General features: G+C 47.1%; 16 protein-coding genes. 10 read left to right on the top strand and 6 right to left on the bottom strand.

Annotation, left to right across the window (positions count from 1 at the left end; genetic code table 11):
* Positions 1-16 precede the first annotated feature (16 nt).
* Entirely contained in the window at positions 17-661 is a 645-nt protein-coding gene (locus J1781_RS21965; protein ID WP_217234200.1) for a hypothetical protein, read from the bottom strand.
* Positions 662-940: 279 nt separating this feature from the next.
* On the bottom strand, positions 941-2,422 hold the full coding sequence (locus tag J1781_RS21960) for a SulP family inorganic anion transporter (RefSeq protein ID WP_217234199.1): 1,482 nt from the start codon (positions 2,420-2,422) through the stop codon (positions 941-943).
* Between the two features lie 218 nt (positions 2,423-2,640).
* On the opposite strand from J1781_RS21960, the gene ychF reads away from it, so the two are divergent.
* The 3 genes from ychF (at position 2,641) to J1781_RS21945 (ending at position 6,668) form a co-directional block, all read left to right on the top strand.
* Complete coding sequence (ychF, locus tag J1781_RS21955; RefSeq protein ID WP_217234198.1) at positions 2,641-3,732, top strand: redox-regulated ATPase YchF; 1,092 nt, start codon at positions 2,641-2,643, stop codon at positions 3,730-3,732.
* A gap of 191 nt (positions 3,733-3,923) precedes the next feature.
* The gene (gene yajD, locus J1781_RS21950) at positions 3,924-4,271 is read left to right on the top strand and encodes an HNH nuclease YajD (protein WP_129951353.1); all 348 of its coding nucleotides are present in this window, start codon (positions 3,924-3,926) and stop codon (positions 4,269-4,271) included.
* Between the two features lie 189 nt (positions 4,272-4,460).
* Positions 4,461-6,668, top strand: coding sequence for a TonB-dependent receptor (locus J1781_RS21945; protein ID WP_217218846.1), 2,208 nt, complete (start codon positions 4,461-4,463; stop codon positions 6,666-6,668).
* Between the two features lie 70 nt (positions 6,669-6,738).
* Here J1781_RS21945 and J1781_RS21940 read toward each other — a convergent pair whose 3' ends face one another.
* Positions 6,739-7,920 carry a sensor histidine kinase gene (locus J1781_RS21940; RefSeq protein WP_217234197.1) on the bottom strand — a complete coding sequence of 394 codons (1,182 nt, stop codon included), beginning with the start codon at positions 7,918-7,920 and terminating at the stop codon, positions 6,739-6,741.
* On the bottom strand, positions 7,917-8,615 hold the full coding sequence (locus tag J1781_RS21935) for a response regulator (RefSeq protein ID WP_217234196.1): 699 nt from the start codon (positions 8,613-8,615) through the stop codon (positions 7,917-7,919). The genes J1781_RS21940 and J1781_RS21935 overlap by 4 nt, the downstream gene beginning before the upstream one ends.
* Positions 8,616-8,999: 384 nt before the next feature.
* Between J1781_RS21935 and J1781_RS21930 the strand changes: the two genes are divergently transcribed.
* The 6 genes from J1781_RS21930 (at position 9,000) to J1781_RS21905 (ending at position 15,597) form a co-directional block, all read left to right on the top strand.
* A complete protein-coding gene (locus tag J1781_RS21930; RefSeq protein ID WP_217218847.1) occupies positions 9,000-9,641 on the top strand; it encodes a nitroreductase family protein in 642 nt (213 codons plus the stop codon).
* Between the two features lie 320 nt (positions 9,642-9,961).
* A complete protein-coding gene (locus J1781_RS21925) occupies positions 9,962-10,486 on the top strand; it encodes a fimbrial protein (protein WP_217234195.1) in 525 nt (174 codons plus the stop codon).
* A 72-nt stretch (positions 10,487-10,558) separates the two neighbouring features.
* Positions 10,559-11,086 carry a fimbrial protein gene (locus J1781_RS21920; RefSeq protein WP_217218815.1) on the top strand — a complete coding sequence of 176 codons (528 nt, stop codon included), beginning with the start codon at positions 10,559-10,561 and terminating at the stop codon, positions 11,084-11,086.
* A gap of 95 nt (positions 11,087-11,181) precedes the next feature.
* Entirely contained in the window at positions 11,182-11,910 is a 729-nt protein-coding gene (locus J1781_RS21915) for a fimbrial biogenesis chaperone (protein WP_217218814.1), read from the top strand.
* A 158-nt stretch (positions 11,911-12,068) separates the two neighbouring features.
* On the top strand, positions 12,069-14,609 hold the full coding sequence (locus J1781_RS21910; protein ID WP_217234194.1) for a fimbria/pilus outer membrane usher protein: 2,541 nt from the start codon (positions 12,069-12,071) through the stop codon (positions 14,607-14,609).
* Positions 14,610-14,619: 10 nt separating this feature from the next.
* Positions 14,620-15,597, top strand: a complete 978-nt coding sequence (locus J1781_RS21905; protein WP_217234193.1) for a fimbrial protein — start codon at positions 14,620-14,622, stop codon at positions 15,595-15,597.
* Between the two features lie 43 nt (positions 15,598-15,640).
* Here J1781_RS21905 and J1781_RS21900 read toward each other — a convergent pair whose 3' ends face one another.
* Positions 15,641-16,279, bottom strand: coding sequence for a winged helix-turn-helix transcriptional regulator (locus tag J1781_RS21900; RefSeq protein ID WP_217234192.1), 639 nt, complete (start codon positions 16,277-16,279; stop codon positions 15,641-15,643).
* 140 nt (positions 16,280-16,419) lie between these two features.
* Here J1781_RS21900 and J1781_RS21895 point away from each other — a divergent pair, with 140 nt between their 5' ends.
* The gene (locus J1781_RS21895; RefSeq protein WP_217218827.1) at positions 16,420-16,677 is read left to right on the top strand and encodes a hypothetical protein; all 258 of its coding nucleotides are present in this window, start codon (positions 16,420-16,422) and stop codon (positions 16,675-16,677) included.
* A 57-nt stretch (positions 16,678-16,734) separates the two neighbouring features.
* On the opposite strand, the gene J1781_RS21890 is transcribed toward J1781_RS21895, so the two are convergent.
* A complete protein-coding gene (locus tag J1781_RS21890; RefSeq protein ID WP_217138685.1) occupies positions 16,735-17,379 on the bottom strand; it encodes an NADPH-dependent F420 reductase in 645 nt (214 codons plus the stop codon).
* Positions 17,380-17,446 lie beyond the last annotated feature (67 nt).

Genomic DNA, 17,446 nt, shown 5'->3' with positions numbered 1-17,446 from the left:
TCCGTTAATCTCTGCATTACTGACTAACGACAATCTGCCCGGAGAAATAAAAACGACCATATTGGCGGTAAAGTATTGCCTCTATTTCTTTATTAGGCTCTTTGCCATCTATGCGATATAAACCATAATTAGGATCAAGAAAATAAGTCAGACTCTCACTCATTCTTATAGCAGCGGTAACATGTGGATTCTCTTTTTGCCTGTGCATATCAACAGATATCATCACCCCTTGTTTCTTAGATGAGCATGCATTCTCAACATCCAGCCCTTTAATATCCCTGTAGTAAGTGAGCGGATATTCTCTGTAGTATAACCCCGGGATATGACGTTTAACTTCGTTTATACGTTGCTTTTTGTCTTTATAAGCCGCTAAAAATTTCAAATTAGGCTCTTTCCCCCCCGATAATATATAAGCAATACTTCTTTCCGTATAATGCGTCTGTTTTCTTGCTGAACGCTCAAATAAGACTTGCAGTGCTGCCTCATCAACATCTTTCGGGAAAACAGACTTTTGTAAGCATTTTTCAGCACTCCGCCCCATGGGGCTTTTTAAAACATCGCCAAGCCATGTCAGCACCATCCCCATACACACGCCTTCACTTCCAATCTTATCCGCATACCGAACATAAGCTGGCTCAATATTACTTATTAATTTATACATAGATCATCCTTAACTTCCCTTCCTTTTAAACGAGTTTAATCTGTTAACAGCGAAAGCTATCCACCACCCCGCTGAATGACCAGGATATAAAAACCATACACTTTTTATATAACAATCAGTGATTAATAACTATTAAATATGATTCAGAGCATACCGTTCGGAAAATGAGATGATTATAGTAAAGTGTAAAAATAAAATAGATAACTGAATTTATAATTTCAAATTCAGTTATCTGTCAGATCCACAAAGATGGAAAATAAATTACATTTAACCTATTCGTTACAAATTATCTTCCGCAACATAATATTGCGGATCGTCGAGTTCATGAGAGCAGAAAGGCCCGGCTTTCTTAAGCAAACTTACGCAATCATTACTCAGATGACGCAGGCGAATGGTTTTCCCGGCATCAAGATAACGCGCAGTCAGCTTATCAATCGCCTCCACCCCACTGGAATCCATGACCCGCGTACCGGCAAAATCCAGCACCACATTTTGCGGATCGTTTTCAGGATTAAACAGTTCAGCAAATGTTGCCGCAGAACCGAAGAACAGCGGCCCGTCCAGTTTATACACCGTCAGATCGCCTTTGGTTTTGTGCTCACGAATACGGATACGCGCCTGTTGCCAGGCAAAAACCAGCGCTGAGATAATGACGCCGCTGATAACCGCCACAGCAAGATCGGTGAAAATCGTGATGACCGTGACAATCAGCATTACCAGCACGTCGGCTTTCGGCATACGGCGAAGACGCCGCAGCGAACTCCACTCAAAAGTGTTGTAGCAGACAACCAGCATAATCCCGGCCAGCGCCGCGACGGGCAGCAGACCAATATAACCGGAGAGACTGACCACAAACAGAATCAGCAGGATGGCCCCCACCGTACCTGAAATCCGCCCGCGACCGCCGGAGGTAAAATTAATGATCGATTGCCCAATCATCGCACAACCGGCGAAGCAACCGAACAATCCGCAAATGGTATTGCCCGCGCCCTGGGCGATACTCTCGCGGTTACCGTTGCCCTTCTGATTCCCCATTTCATCCAGCACCGTCATGGTCAGCAGCGATTCAATCAGGCCGACCAGCGCGATCACGACGGCATAGGGCAGCACGACTTTCAGCATCTCCACATTGAACGGTGCAACCGGCAGGCTGAAATGCGGCAATGCTCCTGAGATATCCGCCAGATCACCCACCCGCAAGGTATGCAGGTTAAAACCGATCGCGACGGCAGAAACGATGATCAGCGCTGCCAGCGAAGCGGGAATGATTTTGGTCAGTTTCGGGAACAGCACCACCACCAGTATCGCCACTAGCACCAGCCCGTACATCAGTGGCCCCTGCCCGGCAATCATGTGCAACTGAGCCAGCATAATGACAATCGCCAGACCGTTCACGAAGCCGTGAACGGCAGGCAACGGCACCAGCCGGATAAATTTTCCGAGGCGGAAAACCCCAATCAGTATCTGGATCATCCCGGCAAAAATGGTCGCCCACAACACGTATCCCATACCGTGTTGCGCCGCCAGACTCATCAGCACAACTACAATGGAACCCGCCGCGCCCGAGACCATGCCCGGTTTACCACCAAACAGTGCCGTTACCAGCCCGATAATAAACGCCGTATGCAGACCGACAATCGGTGACAACCCGGCAACCAGTGAAAAGCCGACCGCCTCAGGGATCATTGATACCGCCACCACGAATCCGGCCAGCGTTTCATTCTTCACTTCAGACAACTTCAGACCACGCGGACTAAACATAGAACATCCGGTACATTTCCCGATCAGTTAAAAAATTGTGACAAGTATCTAAAAATGAACCAGACGAGGCAAGGTTTATCCTGTGTGCTGATATCAGGGACGGCCACAAGCGGATCGAGATAAATGTGGTTCTCGTGTATAATGAGGGGAATTGTGGTCATTACATCGTGCGGTTATATTTAATCGTTTGATAATTAAGATATTAAGGTGAGAAAAACATGGGATTCAAATGCGGTATCGTCGGCCTGCCGAACGTCGGTAAATCTACGCTGTTCAATGCGCTGACCAAAGCGGGTATCGAAGCGGCAAACTTCCCGTTCTGCACCATCGAACCGAATACCGGTGTGGTACCTATGCCCGATCCGCGTCTCGACCAGTTGGCAGAAATTGTAAAACCCCAGCGTATCCTGCCTACTACCATGGAATTTGTAGACATCGCGGGCCTGGTAAAAGGTGCCTCTAAAGGCGAAGGTCTGGGTAACCAGTTCCTGACCAACATCCGTGAAACCGAAGCGATCGGCCACGTGGTGCGCTGCTTCGAGAACGACAATATTATTCACGTTAACAATAAAGTGGATCCGGCTGATGACATTGATGTCATCAATACCGAACTGGCATTATCTGACCTTGATACCTGCGAACGTGCGATTCATCGTGTGCAGAAACGCGCCAAAAGCGGCGACAAAGACGCGAAAGCAGAACTGGCCGCACTGGAAAAATGCCTGCCACAGCTGGAAAACGCCGGCATGCTGCGCGCGCTGGCTCTGACTGAAGAAGACAAAGCGGCCATCCGCTACCTGAGCTTCCTGACACTGAAACCCACAATGTACATCGCGAACGTTAATGAAGACGGTTTCGAGAACAATCCTTACCTCGACGTTGTGCGCAAAATTGCAGAAGCGGAAGGCTCAGTCGTCGTTGCTGTTTGTGCTGCGGTTGAATCGGACATCGCTGAACTCGACGATGCTGACCGTGAAGAATTTATGGCTGAGCTGGGTCTGGAAGAACCGGGCCTGAACCGCGTGATCCGCGCCGGTTATGAGCTGCTGAATCTGCAAACTTACTTCACCGCCGGCGTGAAAGAAGTCCGTGCATGGACCATCCCTGTTGGCGCGACGGCGCCGCAAGCTGCAGGTAAAATCCACACTGATTTTGAGAAAGGCTTTATCCGCGCACAAACCATCGCATTCGACGATTTCATCACCTACAAAGGTGAGCAAGGCGCGAAAGAAGCGGGCAAAATGCGTTCAGAAGGCAAAGACTACATCGTTAAAGATGGCGACGTGATGAACTTCCTGTTCAACGTCTGATTCCAAACTCAGCGCATATTGTTCTGAAACCTCTGCGAAAATCCACGTCATGGCGTGGATTTTTCTTTTTATCGCAAAGGCCTGCTTAAAAGTGGCTGTCCGGGCCTTCTTTCATTTCTCCTTCTGCCGCATTACGGGATATATTAGCGGCACAAACGTAAAATTATCTTTTTGTAACGGATAACATTTCAATGGCACTGATCCCAAAAAACTACCAGCGTCTGGAAAGCGGATATCGCGAGAAAGCGCTGAAAATCTATCCGTGGGTGTGCGGGCGCTGCTCGCGGGAGTTTGTTTACTCAAACCTGCGTGAATTAACGGTTCACCATATCGACCATGATCATACCAATAATCCGGAAGATGGCAGTAACTGGGAGTTGTTATGTCTGTATTGCCATGACCACGAACATTCAAAATACACTGAGGCTGACCAGTACGGCACAACCGTTGTGGCAGGAGAAGATGCACAAAAAGATGTTGGCGAAGCCACCTACAATCCCTTTGCCGATTTGAAATCGATGCTTAATAAGAAAAAATAGAATCCGATGCCGTAACCCTGCGCATTCGCTTAAAATCCACGCCCTGCCGTGGATTTTTTTATGCTGTCTCCGCCCGCTCTCCCGAAAACATTTGCCCCTGAGATTTTTCTTGCATCCCAAAGCGCCATACGCATAATCGCAAATTCAAATAATAATGATTCTCAGTCCTTTTTACATTAGGGTTACACTATGCGCGAAAAAATTTCACCTGCGGGGTTTACACCGACCCTGCTGGCCCTGTTTGTCAGCGTCAGCTGCACGCCTGCACTCGCGGCCACAGCCCCTGCTCCGGCGACCGGTTCAACAGCTGCGGCGGGCGATACGATGACCATCGTCAGTACGCCGGATAATGAATTCCGGCCCGGCGGTAATCAGCTGGTTCCGGCCTATCTGGATGGCCAGGTGGCACATGGTGGCCGTCTTGGTATGCTTGGCGAACAGAATGCGATGGATGTGCCGTTTAACATCATCGGCTTCACCTCAAAATTGATGCAGGATCAGCAAGCCAGAACCATTGCTGACGTCGTGCGCAATGATGCCGGTGTTCAGAACGTTCAGGGGTATGGCAACTTCGCGGAAACCTACCGTATCCGTGGCTTCGAACTCGATGGTGATGACATGACGTATGGCGGATTACCCGGCGTGGTTCCCCGTCAGGTAATTGATACGTCATTAATTGACCGGGTGGAAATCTTCAAGGGTGCGAACGGATTACTGAACGGCGCGGCGACAAGCGGCGTTGGCGGCATGATTAACCTTGAGCCAAAACATGCGGATGACGCGCCGCTGACCCGCGTGGGTGTGGATTATACCTCTTCCTCGCAGGTCGGCGGCACGCTGGATCTGGGCCGTCGTTTTGGTGATGACAATCAGTTCGGTATCCGTTTCAATGCCGTTAACCGCGAAGGTGAAACCGGTATTGATGGTGAGAAAAAACGCACCACCGCAGCCTCGCTGGGCCTTGATTATCGCGGTGACCGCCTTCGTACCTCGGTGGACATGGGCTATCAAAAGAAAACCTTCCACGACGCCCGTCTTGGCGTAAATATCAGTGGTGTGGATTTCATCCCGAAAGTGCCATCCAACAGTCACAATTACAGTCAGGACTGGATATACAGCAATATTGAGTCCGAATTTGGTATGGCCAAAGCGGAATATGATGTGACTGATGACTGGACAGTGTATGGCGGCGTGGGCGCACAACATTCGCATGAAACCGGCGACTATGCCTCCCCTGCGCTGAAAGAGGCTGACGGAACGGCAACAATAGGCCGTCTGGATACCAACCGCATCATCAATAACTTCAGCGGAATGGCCGGCATTCGCGGCAATTTCGATACCGCATTTATTACCCACAAGGTCAATTTCGGTTATTCCGCCCTGACTTCACGCAATAATACCGCGTGGCGTATGGCTTACGGTGCCAATGCCGAAAACACCAATATTTATCACACCACGAATGTCCCGAACCCGACACCTAATCTGTCTGGCGGTCATTATGACGACCCGCTGACCACCGGGCGTAACCGGACTCAGGGCTATCTGTTAGCCGACACGCTGGGCATTCTGGATGACACCGTACTGTTCACCGTCGGTGCCCGTCATCAGAAAGTGATCGTACGTAATTACAAGAATGCGACCGGCGCTGAAGACGTGTCATCACGTTACAGCGACAGCCGCTGGATGCCGACGTACGGCGTTGTGTACAAACCGTGGCAGGTTATTTCCCTGTACGCCAACCACACCGAATCTTTACAACCCGGTGATGTGGCACCGGACACAGCGAAAAACTACGGTACAACCACCGGCATTGCGCATTCAAAACAAAACGAAGTGGGGGTAAAAGCGGACTTCGGGCGTGTTGGCGGTTCGTTTGCGTTATTTGAAATCAAAAAACCTTCAGGCATCCTCAACAGTCAGGATTTCTACGGCATGGACGGTGAACAACGTAACCGGGGTGCAGAACTGAACGTCTTTGGCGAGCCGGTGCTGGGCCTGCGTCTGAACGGCAGCGCCACCTGGATTGATCCGGAAATGACCAAAACAGAAGACAATACCTACAACGGTAAAGATGCGATTGGCGTGCCGCGTTACAACCTGGTTCTGGGGGCGGAATATGACATTAAACCGGTTGACGGTCTGACGGCCACCGCGCTGGTGAATCATTCCGGCTCCCAGTGGGCAGACTCGGCTAATACGAAGAAAATTGACGCTTATACTGTTCTGGATCTTGGCGTGCGCTACCGGACCAAAATTAACCAGAATGATATGGTCTGGCGTGCGGGTGTTGATAACGTGACCAACGAAAAATACTGGTCAAATATCGACAGCACCGGAACCTATATCTATCAGGGAGAACCGCGTTCGCTCAAAGTCTCAATGACGTACGACTTCTGATCCTGATGTAAAAAACCGATATAAAAAAGGGGATGCACACAGCATCCCCTTTTTTTGCAGTGCGGAGTTTTTATTGGCTGTTTTCCGGCGGCGGTAAGATGACCGTGATCTTCAGCCCGCCCTGCGTTTTCTTCGCTGCACGGATCTGCCCGCTATGAGCTTCACAAATCGCACGGGCGATGGATAAACCTAATCCGCTACCCCCGGAATGCCTTGCACGAGAAGATTCTGCCCGGCTGAAGCGTTCAAACATAACAGGCAGAAAACTGTCATCCACACCCGGCCCCTTATCCTGAAACGTTATCTCATAACCGCCATTGCGGGGGGCGATCGCGATGTCCAGACGCTGTCCTTCCAGCGCATAACGCAATGCATTCTCCATCAGAATGGTAAATACCTGCCCGAGCCGGAACGGATCACCGATATAACGGCACGGGGCACCCGGCGTCAGGGTGATATCAAAACCGGCTTTCGCCGACTGAGGTTTCAGCCATGTAATCCGCTCGCGCAGCAGTTCTGCCAGATCCAGCTCTGTCTTACTGAGGTTCAGCTGACCGGCATCCGCCAGCGACAGCAGATGCAGTTCGTCGATCAGACGGTTCAGATGCAAAAGTTGTGTCATTACCATCTGCAACTGCTGCGGCTCCGGGCGGAACACACCGTCCAGCATGCCCTGTAAACGCCCGACCGCCGCCGTGAGCGGTGAGCGCAGTTCATGCGCCATCGCCACATGGGAGGCCCGCAGTTCCCGCTCATAGCGTGAAAGTTGCAGCATCATGGCGTTAAAATCATCGGTGAACTGTATCAGCTCCGCCGGGGCATTTTTCACCGGTTCTGCCCGCGTATTGAAATCCCCCTGCGTGACCGCACGCGCCACCTGCGCCAGACGGCTGAATTGCGACGAAAGCGGACGCGCGGCTTTTAATCCCAAAATAGCGATAAACGGCGTCACCACTAATACCATGATGCCAACCAGGAGCCAGTCGGCCGAAGCGATGGAAGGATCGGAGTACCGCGGCCCCCAGCCCTGATCGACAATCTCATGAAAGCGTGTGAGGTTAAGATCCGGATTATCCCGCAGCAGGTTAAATTCTGCCCTGAGCGCAGGAGACATATGATGCAATACCCAGAGATTCTGAATGGCAAAACGCAGCCACATGCACACCGCGATCACGACCACACTGCCGATGGCCAGCGTCAGGATCCGCACACAAATCCAGCGCCACAGGGACTGATAATGTGAGTGATTCATGGCTGTCTGAACCGGTAACCGACGCCGCGCACGTTAACTAACACGTTAACGATGCCTGCGGATTCGAGTTTTTTGCGCAAGTTATAGACATGCGTATCGACCACCCTTTCCAGCGCCTCACTTTCCGGCAGGCAATGTTCCAGCAAATACTGGCGCGAAAACGGGCGTGTCGGCGCCCGCATCAATGTGCTCAGCACGCCAAACTCTGTCGGTGTTAAATCCAGATAATGCGGTTCACCCGAGGCCGAACTCACCGCCGCCGTCAGCGCCTCGACATCCACATCGAGCCCCTGCCAGCGCAACACCGCAGGCGTGCTGTTTTCGTCTGCCGCAATACGGCGCAGCACCGCCTGCACCCGCGCCACCACCTCGCCGGGGTTGTAAGGTTTGACCACATAATCATCCGCACCGAAGCGCAGCGCGCCAATTTTATCGGGCACATCGCCCATCGCTGTCACCATGATCACCGGCGTGCTGCTTTCACGCCGCAGCGATGCCAGAACATCGGTGCCACGCATTCCCGGCAGCATCACATCCAGCAGAATGAGATCCGGCTTCCAGCGCAGCGCGTGCTCCAGCCCGGAAAGGCCGTCACCGGCAATTTGCACGTCATACCCTTCACGTTTTAAATAAGCATCGAGAACATCTGCCGCATCGGCATCATCTTCAATAATCAGGATCCGCTTTGTCTGCATCGTGGTCGCCTTGACTGTTTCATCATAAATTCCAAGCAGTTTACTGCACTGCCTCTTCTTACTTCAGGTTTCAGACGCGGCTGCAATCCGCTACGAAACATACGTTTGGGTGATGAGGGATTATAATGATATCCAGAAAACTAATACTGCATATTACCTGTTTCAGTGTTTCCTGTATTGCCTCCCGGTTCGGCCTCCGGCGGGTGATCGTTGCTGTCACCCGATCCGCAGGCAAAACCCTGCAAATTTCGCGGGCCACGCGCTTTCTGAGGGCTCAAAAGCATAAAACCCCGGATCCGGTTCATGCGATTATCGGGCGGCTATTTCGGGGATAATTGTCACAGGCAACGCCCCGCTTCCAAATTTATCCTTCAGGAAAAAAAGATGACGACCTTAAACGAAAAACTGGCCTGGCGTTACGCCACCAAGAAGTTTGATGCGACCAAAACGGTACCGGCCGAAAAGATTGAAAATATTATTGAGGCCGTGCGTCTGGCACCGACCTCAAGCGGCCTGCAACCCTTCGAACTGTTAGTGATCACCAATCCTGATATTCGTGCAAAAATCCGCACCGTTTCCTGGGATCAGGCACAGGTTACTGACTGTTCTCACCTGCTGGTATTCGCGGCATGGGATGACATCACACCTGAACGCGTGAACATGATGTTTGACCTGACCAATGAAGTCCGTGGTTTTAAAAACGAAGGCTGGGAAAGCTACCGCCAGAAGCTCTTGGCTATCGTTGCTGAACGCGGTACCGAAGCCAATTATCAGGCCGCCGCGCGTCAGGCCTACATTGGTTTAGGCGCCGCGTTGATTGCCGCCGCGTTTGAAGAAGTTGATGCGACGCCGATGGAAGGGTTTGATCCTATTGCCGTGGATGAAATCCTCGGCCTGAAAGACAAAAACCTGCGCAGTGTCGTGATCCTGCCGCTGGGCTATCGCGCCCATGAAGGTGACTGGCTGGTGAACCTGAAGAAAGTTCGCCGCAGCCGTGAAAACTTCGTGACTGAAATTAAGTCATAAACACATCTGTCCCATCTTTTGCAGTATCGCCTTATTATTAAATGGCATTGCGGAAGGTGGGATTCACTTCTTTTCATTTAATTAACAAATTAAATTCATACGTCCCTTCTCTGTTGTATTATTACATCCCTTCCGTAGAATTATTTAATTCCGATTTAAAATCCGAATTTGGACAATTAGAAAATTGCTATAGCTATAACATCAATCTGTCTTTATAGTTAGCAATCTCTATATAATATGTATTTATTATATTTAGGTAGGTAAACATTCCTTATACGGATAGATACGTCGGGCATTACTCGTAAATTAAAGGATTAAATATGAACAAAAAATTACTTCCTGTATCCATTGCGGCTTTAATGATGATTGGCGGTATGAATACTGCCTCTGCTGCTTCTATACTTTTCACCGGTACAATAGGGGCGAGTAGTTGCGTCCTTGATGTGAATAACAGTGGTTCTACAGTAGGCGATGTCGATATGGGCAGCATTTCGATTAGTGCGCTGACTGCTAATAGTGGCGCAACTTCAGCTGCCGTTCCGTTCACTATAAGCCTAAAGAATTGTACCGGTGGTTCAAATTATTCAATTGAATTTGCTGGCACCAGCCCATCTTTTAATAACAATTACTTCCTTGCTCCGGAGTCAATGGGCTCCGGTGTATTCTATGAAATCAAAGACAGCGAAGGTCGGAACGTCAAATCTAAAGAGTTAATTGCAACCAATATCTCTAAAGATGGAGAGTCTGCTAACATGCATTTCACTGTAAACTTATTGGCAATAAACCAAATGGTTAATCAAGGTAGTTTCGTTATGGCTAATGGTATAAATGTTCATTATGAATGATGTTTGATGCCGAGTTTTTCATTATGCAACAATAATCAACATTAATAAACATCACCAATATAAGGATATATTATGAACAAAAAAATTATCGCACTTCCTTTGAGTATCTTACTTACTCTGGGCCTAATGGAAACTGCCTCGGCAACCGGTACCGTTAATTTTAAAGGAAATTTAGCAGGCAGTGTCTGCACAATTGATGTCAATAATACGGGTACGGACAATAGCATTATCGAACTGGGTAATATCGAGGCTAATGCTCTCAAAGCCGTGGGTGCAACATCTCCGGCCGTCAACTTCAAAGTCAGTATGACAGGTTGCCCGTCAGGTTATTCCAGCTTTCAGTTCCAGTTTTCTGGTGATGAATATGGTTCAACCGGCGACTTTGCTGTATCGCATGGACAGGATGACGGTGTCGTTATTGAACTGAAAGACAGTAATGGCAGCCAGATATCACCTAATACCCCGATTCAGGTGGCAGCACCGGCCAGTAGCGATGCAAAAATAGAACTGCCTTTCACTGCAAACATTCGCTCTACCAAAGGTGAAGCCGCAGTGGGTCAGTTTGTTATGGCTACCAATATTTCTGTTATGTACGAATAACAGATAGCCGTAAACAATAGTCCTTTATGAGACAACCTGAAAAGGGTGTCTCATAAAATAAGGCTCACTATCTTTTTCAATTTGTGGATCTCTTTATGTCATTTGTTAAAAAGGCCCTGTTGCCTCTCATTTTATTAACCCAATCATCATTCGTTTTCGCGGGTATACAAATCGGTGCGACACGTGTTATTTATGAGGAACAGAGACAGGATTCCGTCATAAAGATATCAAACCCAGACAAAACCAACAATTATCTGATCCAATCGTGGGTTGAATCATTATCAGACGCCCCATCTGCAACAGATGCCATAAAGAAAAAATCAAAATCGAAAGTTAAATCTCCTTTTATCGTTACTCCTCCACTCTTCAGCCTTTCTGCAGGCGAAGAAAATGTGTTGCGTATTATTCATAATGGTGCCGCTCTGCCCGCTGATCACGAGTCCGTCTTTTGGCTGAATATTAAGTCCATACCTGAGACGGAAAAGAAAGACTCGAACACGATGGTTTTTTCAGTCAAGTCAACGTTGAAACTTATTTATCGTCCTGAAGCGCTCTCAGGGGATAAAGCCACCCGCGCTTATCAAAAAATCACATTTAAAAAGCAGGGAAACCAACTCATTGCCACGAATCCAACTCCCTATTATCTGACATTTTCCTCAGTCAAAGTTGATGGCAGAGAACTGGTGATTAAAAACAAAGCAATGCTCGCGCCTGTTTCGTCAATGACTTATGAATTAGGAAATTCGTCAAGCACAGCGACGGTTTCATGGACAACGCTGGGCGATCAAGGCCAGACGACACCGGCAGAAACATCGAAGCTCTGATTTTTCAGTTAATTTTTTATGCCGTCCGCATTTACTGATGAGGACGGCATTTTGTTTTTTGTGTTTTTACTTAAGAAGTCTCGCTGACAAGACGTCAGAATTGCTCCCTTTTTATTCATATCGCAGGAAGGCGCAGCTGTAAGATTAAAGGATTGATCATGTCAAAATTGTTCTACCTAAAAGCCGCAAAAAGGCCAAAATATTCCTGGAGTAAAATAGCCTGCATAACGTGTGCCGAATTATTGATCATCCTGAACCCGACGTTAGCCTTAAGCGCAGAAAAATATTATGACGCAAGCGCACTCGAATTAGATGGCCCAGAAGGTGGACAGCAGGTAGACTTGTCTCGATTCAATACGCCGGGTAAACAGTTACCTGGTATATATCACGTCGAAATATACATAAATGAACAAAGCATCGGACAACATGAAATTAATTTTGTAGAGAATGAAAAAGGAGAATTAGAACCAGAGATCCCATTGAGCCAATACCGTAAAGCAGGTGTTAAAATTGATGAAATTCCTGCATTTGCAGACAGTAAAGACGACAGCATCATTGTAGATCTTGATAAGAAAATTGAAGGAGCATACGCTAAGTTTAATTTCAAACAACAACGCGTTACGGTTAACATTCCACAGATCTTAATGAAAAATATCCCTTCCGATTACATTGATCCCGAACAATGGAGTCAGGGGCTGACAACTGTTTTTACCAGCTATGACTTTAGCGGTGCTCAAACCCATGATAAAAATATCGGTTCTGAAGAAGGTGATCAGTACCTTAATTTACGTAATGGTGTAAATCTTGGAGCATGGCGATTAAGAAATTACACAACCTGGAGTCATAATTCCAGTGGCGATAAATGGGATAATATCAATACTTACCTGCAAAAGGATATTGCAAAAATAAAAGGTAAATTAACACTGGGTGACGATTCAACCCAAAGTGATGTTTTTGATAGTTTAGCTTTCCGCGGGGTGGAAATTGCCTCGGAAGACAGAATGATGTCAAGCAGAGAAAGTGGTTTTGCGCCTGTTATTCGCGGCATAGCGAATACCGCAAATGCTCAGGTCACGGTCAGTCAGGGTGGGTATGTAGTTTATCAAACCTATGTGCCCGCGGGCCCGTTTGAAATAACTGATTTATTCCCCAGTACGGGGGGTGGGGACCTTGACGTCACCGTTAAGGAAGCTGACGGAAGTGAACGCAAATTTACGCAAAGTTTTGGCTCAGTCCCTGTAATGCAGCGGGAAGGACATCTGAAATACGAAGTTATGGCGGGAAAATATAACAATGACAGTGGTTCCGCTCAAGATCCTAATGTTGCTTTAATTACCGGGCTTTACGGTTTGCCACATGATACAACCGTATACGGTGGCTTGACCAACAGCGATAAATATACAGCGCAACAGCTTGGCTATGGCCTCGGATTAGGGCCATTCGGTTCGGTGTCTGTTGATGCGACACATTCGGAAACGCGCACTGACCGTAAAGTTTTTTCAGGAGAGTCATACCGTTTAAAGTATGCAAAATCCCTTAACAGCATGGGAACACAAATTAATTTATCCGCCTTCCTTTTTCCGGGTAAAGACTATTATTCTTTTGAAGATGCGCTGGACATTATCAGTGATGACTCAAACTTATCATCTGGCCAAAAACATGACCGATATGAAGTGAGTTTCAGCCAACCACTGAAAGATTATGGTTCCATTTCAGTCTATGCATATAGACAAAACTATTGGGATCAGGAACCCGATAATTATTTTTCAGTTTCCTATAGCGGTAGTTATGGGGCTATGACACTAAGCATTAACTATAACTATACACAGAGCGAAAACGGCGAACCAGATAAACAACTCGCCTTAAATCTTCAGGTACCTTTAGAAAGTTTATTACCGCAAACCTGGGCGACATATTCCATGACATCAGACAGTTCCAACCACATTGTCCAGACGGCAGGAATCAATGGCACCCTTCTTGAAGGCAACAATCTGAATTATGGTATCAATTCCACTGTGGGAAACGATAGTGATGGGGGAAGCATTAATGCCGTCTACAAAGGATCATCTGCTGAACTGACCAGTAATTACAGCGAGTCTTTAGCAAACCGGCGATTAAGTTATGGCATCCGGGGTGCAATACTGGCACATCCTTATGGTGTAACACTCTCCCAACCATTATCTTCCGATGCCCCCATTGCATTGGTCAGAATACCTGATCAGGAAAATATTTCGATTACAAATGGTGTCGGAATTAAAACCGACAGCCGGGGATATGCCGTCGTGCCAAATATACAGCCCTACCGGGTCAATGCAATTGGGCTCGACACTGATTCTCTGTCCAGTAATTTAGAGATTGCCACAACGATGAATAATGTCATCCCTACTGATGGTGCATTAGTATTAGCTGACTTTAATGTCCGTTCAGGAGAACGTGTATTAATGACATTATCGCGCCCTGACAATCATGAAATTCCTTTTGGCGCGACAGCAACAGCTGGTGAAAATAGTAGCAACAGTATTGTTGCAGATAATGGCTTAGTGTATTTGATTGGTATGCCAAAAAAAGGAATCGTGACCGTAAAGTGGGGAGATGAACAAGATGAGCAATGCAAGGCAGCGTTTGAACTTCCTGCTCTTCCCAAAGACAGTAAAGACAAAAAATTCTCAATGGTTGAAGTTAATGGATTATGTGTTTAGGAGATAAATAATGTTACAACCAGGAACAACAAGAAAGCCAGTGACAAAAATGTCACTTTTACTCACGAAGACAGGGATATTTTTTCTCTTCTTTTTTCCTGTACTAAGCCATGCTCAATGCACATCGACTGAGCAGGCGCGTGAATTAACATTTACTCCCGGACATATCGTGATCCCACACAATCGTCCGGCGGGCTACGTGCTTTATGAACAAGTATTGACAGACCCGTCCAGTGGCGGAGCCAGTAAGATACTCAACTGTCAGGGTGGGGGTAAAATAAACGCCAGAATTAATTTAGGAAATTTATTAAAAAACAATATTTACAGTACAAACATTCCGGGTGTCGGATATCGTTTATCATTAACTGAGCACCCGTTCCCCTGGGATCTTGATTTAAAATGTAACAATACGATTTGCCAACGTGATATCCCGGTTAATACACAATACAAACTAGAATTAATTAAAACCAATGACCGTAAGACAACGGCCGGTGTGTTATCCGCGGGGCGTTATGCAAAATTAATGACTGACGGCGGGAGTGATATTACTCACATTAATATTGGCAGTACCCTAATCGCACCCTCTGCCTGTACACTTTCCGATGAAAACATTCACGTTGATTTAGGACGCTTTGATGTTAAAGATTTCAAAGGACCGGGTAGCAGTGTAGGCGAGCGGAATTTCAGAATTGATCTCAATTGTGATGCCCAAATGCAATACAGTATTGTATTTGATGGCATTGAACCTGAAGCAAAACCTTCCAATGGGCTGATCGCATTAGATAAAATCCCAGGAAGTGCCGAAGGGATCAGTCTAAGAATTAAGCATAACAGTCAGCCAGTTGAATTGAGGAAAGATATCCCCTTCACATCAGACGTAATGGGTACAACCTCGTTATTATTCAGTGTTGAATACTACCAGATAATGGATAATGTGGTCGCGGGTAAAGCCAATGGTAAAGCGACATTTAATATACGCTATGATTAATACGTTTATGAGGGGGGGTCATCGATGACTCCCTCATAAGTCATCAGTATTTCTCAGGGAGTTTATTAATTTTTATCAACTTCCCTCTTTTTATTTCAACATATCCGCCTTTACGCAGATCAGAGAGAATCTTCATTATTCCACTTCTGCCAAGGTAACATCTTTCGGAGATATATTTTTCGATACTATAATTTTGGATTATTTCATCAGGCTCATTGCTCATTTCGATCAACAATGACTTAATCACCAGATAGCTACTTCTATGCGAAATATCATAGTATCGACTGGAGAGAAAGCCGATCTGAAATGCCAGAAAATGCGCCAGAGAACTCCAGCATTGTTTTTTTGAAATTATTTCAATGGCGCGCTGACTTTCTAACCGGTAAATCACACCATCTGAAATATGTTCAATAGCCAAAAGATTCATTTTTTCCGGATATAACCCTTGAGCCATACCTAAAATATAAGGTGCTGATACCGTTTTTATGCTCATTCCCGCAGAGAGGTCTTTGACGAGAAAATGACCAGACTTCACTAAATAGATAAATGAAACATTATTTTCATCAGTAAATAAAAATTCACTACCCCCCATCACTGCAAGTTCTGTCGAATATGGAAAAAGGAAATCAAAGATTATTCTAGTATGCGCATTGAGGATATCTCTTTTTGTTTCAAAAATCATTATTTTAGAGCTCCGCACTAAATAAAAATGTGATTATACCCTTTAAGAGAGTAGAGTGGCACTCTATTTTTATTCGGTCAAAGTTAAAATCATTAACTACTTTAATTCACAAGTCAGATATTTCCCCTGCCGACATTCTGATGATGAATGCCATCACTGAATTTCACAAACGTGAATCAAAAGTTAAACACTTTCGGGGTAGCAGCGCCCAAATAATATTGAACAGATATTTTATCTGGCAATACCATTTATTTACCTTAGATGCCCGTGATGCTAAAAGACAAACAGGCGGCGTGGTGCTGATCGTCGTGACGATGGCGTGGATCATCGCGTTGTTTACGCTGATCAGTGCCGGGATTGTGCTGACCACAAGAGTTGTCGCCGTAGCTGGCAATTGACAGCGCGCTCAGCCCGCCCCCTTGCGCAGGGGACGAGCAAGATAATGCCTCTCTTTTTTATCTTCCTGCCGGTTCCGGCCTGACTGCGCCTTCCAGCGCAGCCTTTAATTCACTTTCGGTCATCCGCACACAATAGGACGGCATGCCGCGCTGGAAGCGCCAGCCTTCGGAAAGTGCGCCGACATCAACGGCGTCGAAACCAAATGCGTCGTATAACGCAATGACCGTTTTTTTCGTTTCCGCATCATCGCCGGCGACAGGCAATGCCCGGCGTTGCGGGTTTCCGGCAGGTAAGCCGTCTTTTTCAAGATCCGTCATCTGAATCGCATTGAACGCTTTGGTGATTTTTGACTGTGGCAGGAAGCCTGCAAGATATTCGCTGGTGGTCGTGGTCTGATTGTCCAGTTCTGCCACCTGACCGTCACGTTCGGGATAATAATTCACAGCATCGATGACCGGTTTTCCGGCGATTTCCGCGACCGGCAATTGCCCGATAGCCGTCAGTGGCACAGCAATCACCACGATATCGCCAAAAGCAGCGGCTTCTGTGGCCGTACCGATTTCACACCCGATCATCGGCCTGAGGCTGAATAACGTCTGAGGCCCCCGCGAATTACTGAGCATGACCTGATGTCCGGCTTTTATCGCCAGTTTCGCCACTGCCCGGCCCACAAAACCTGCCCCGATAATGCCTATTTTCATGATTTTTACCTTTCATTTTGTTGTCGATAGGTTAAGAATAATTCCCTACTCAATATTGATAAATCGT

It is taken from the genome of Rahnella perminowiae (assembly GCF_019049695.1).
In the GTDB taxonomy this organism is placed as follows: domain Bacteria; phylum Pseudomonadota; class Gammaproteobacteria; order Enterobacterales; family Enterobacteriaceae; genus Rahnella; species Rahnella perminowiae.
The sequence above is the reverse complement of the archived record's forward strand: the minus strand, read 5'-3'. Positions and strand labels throughout refer to the sequence as shown.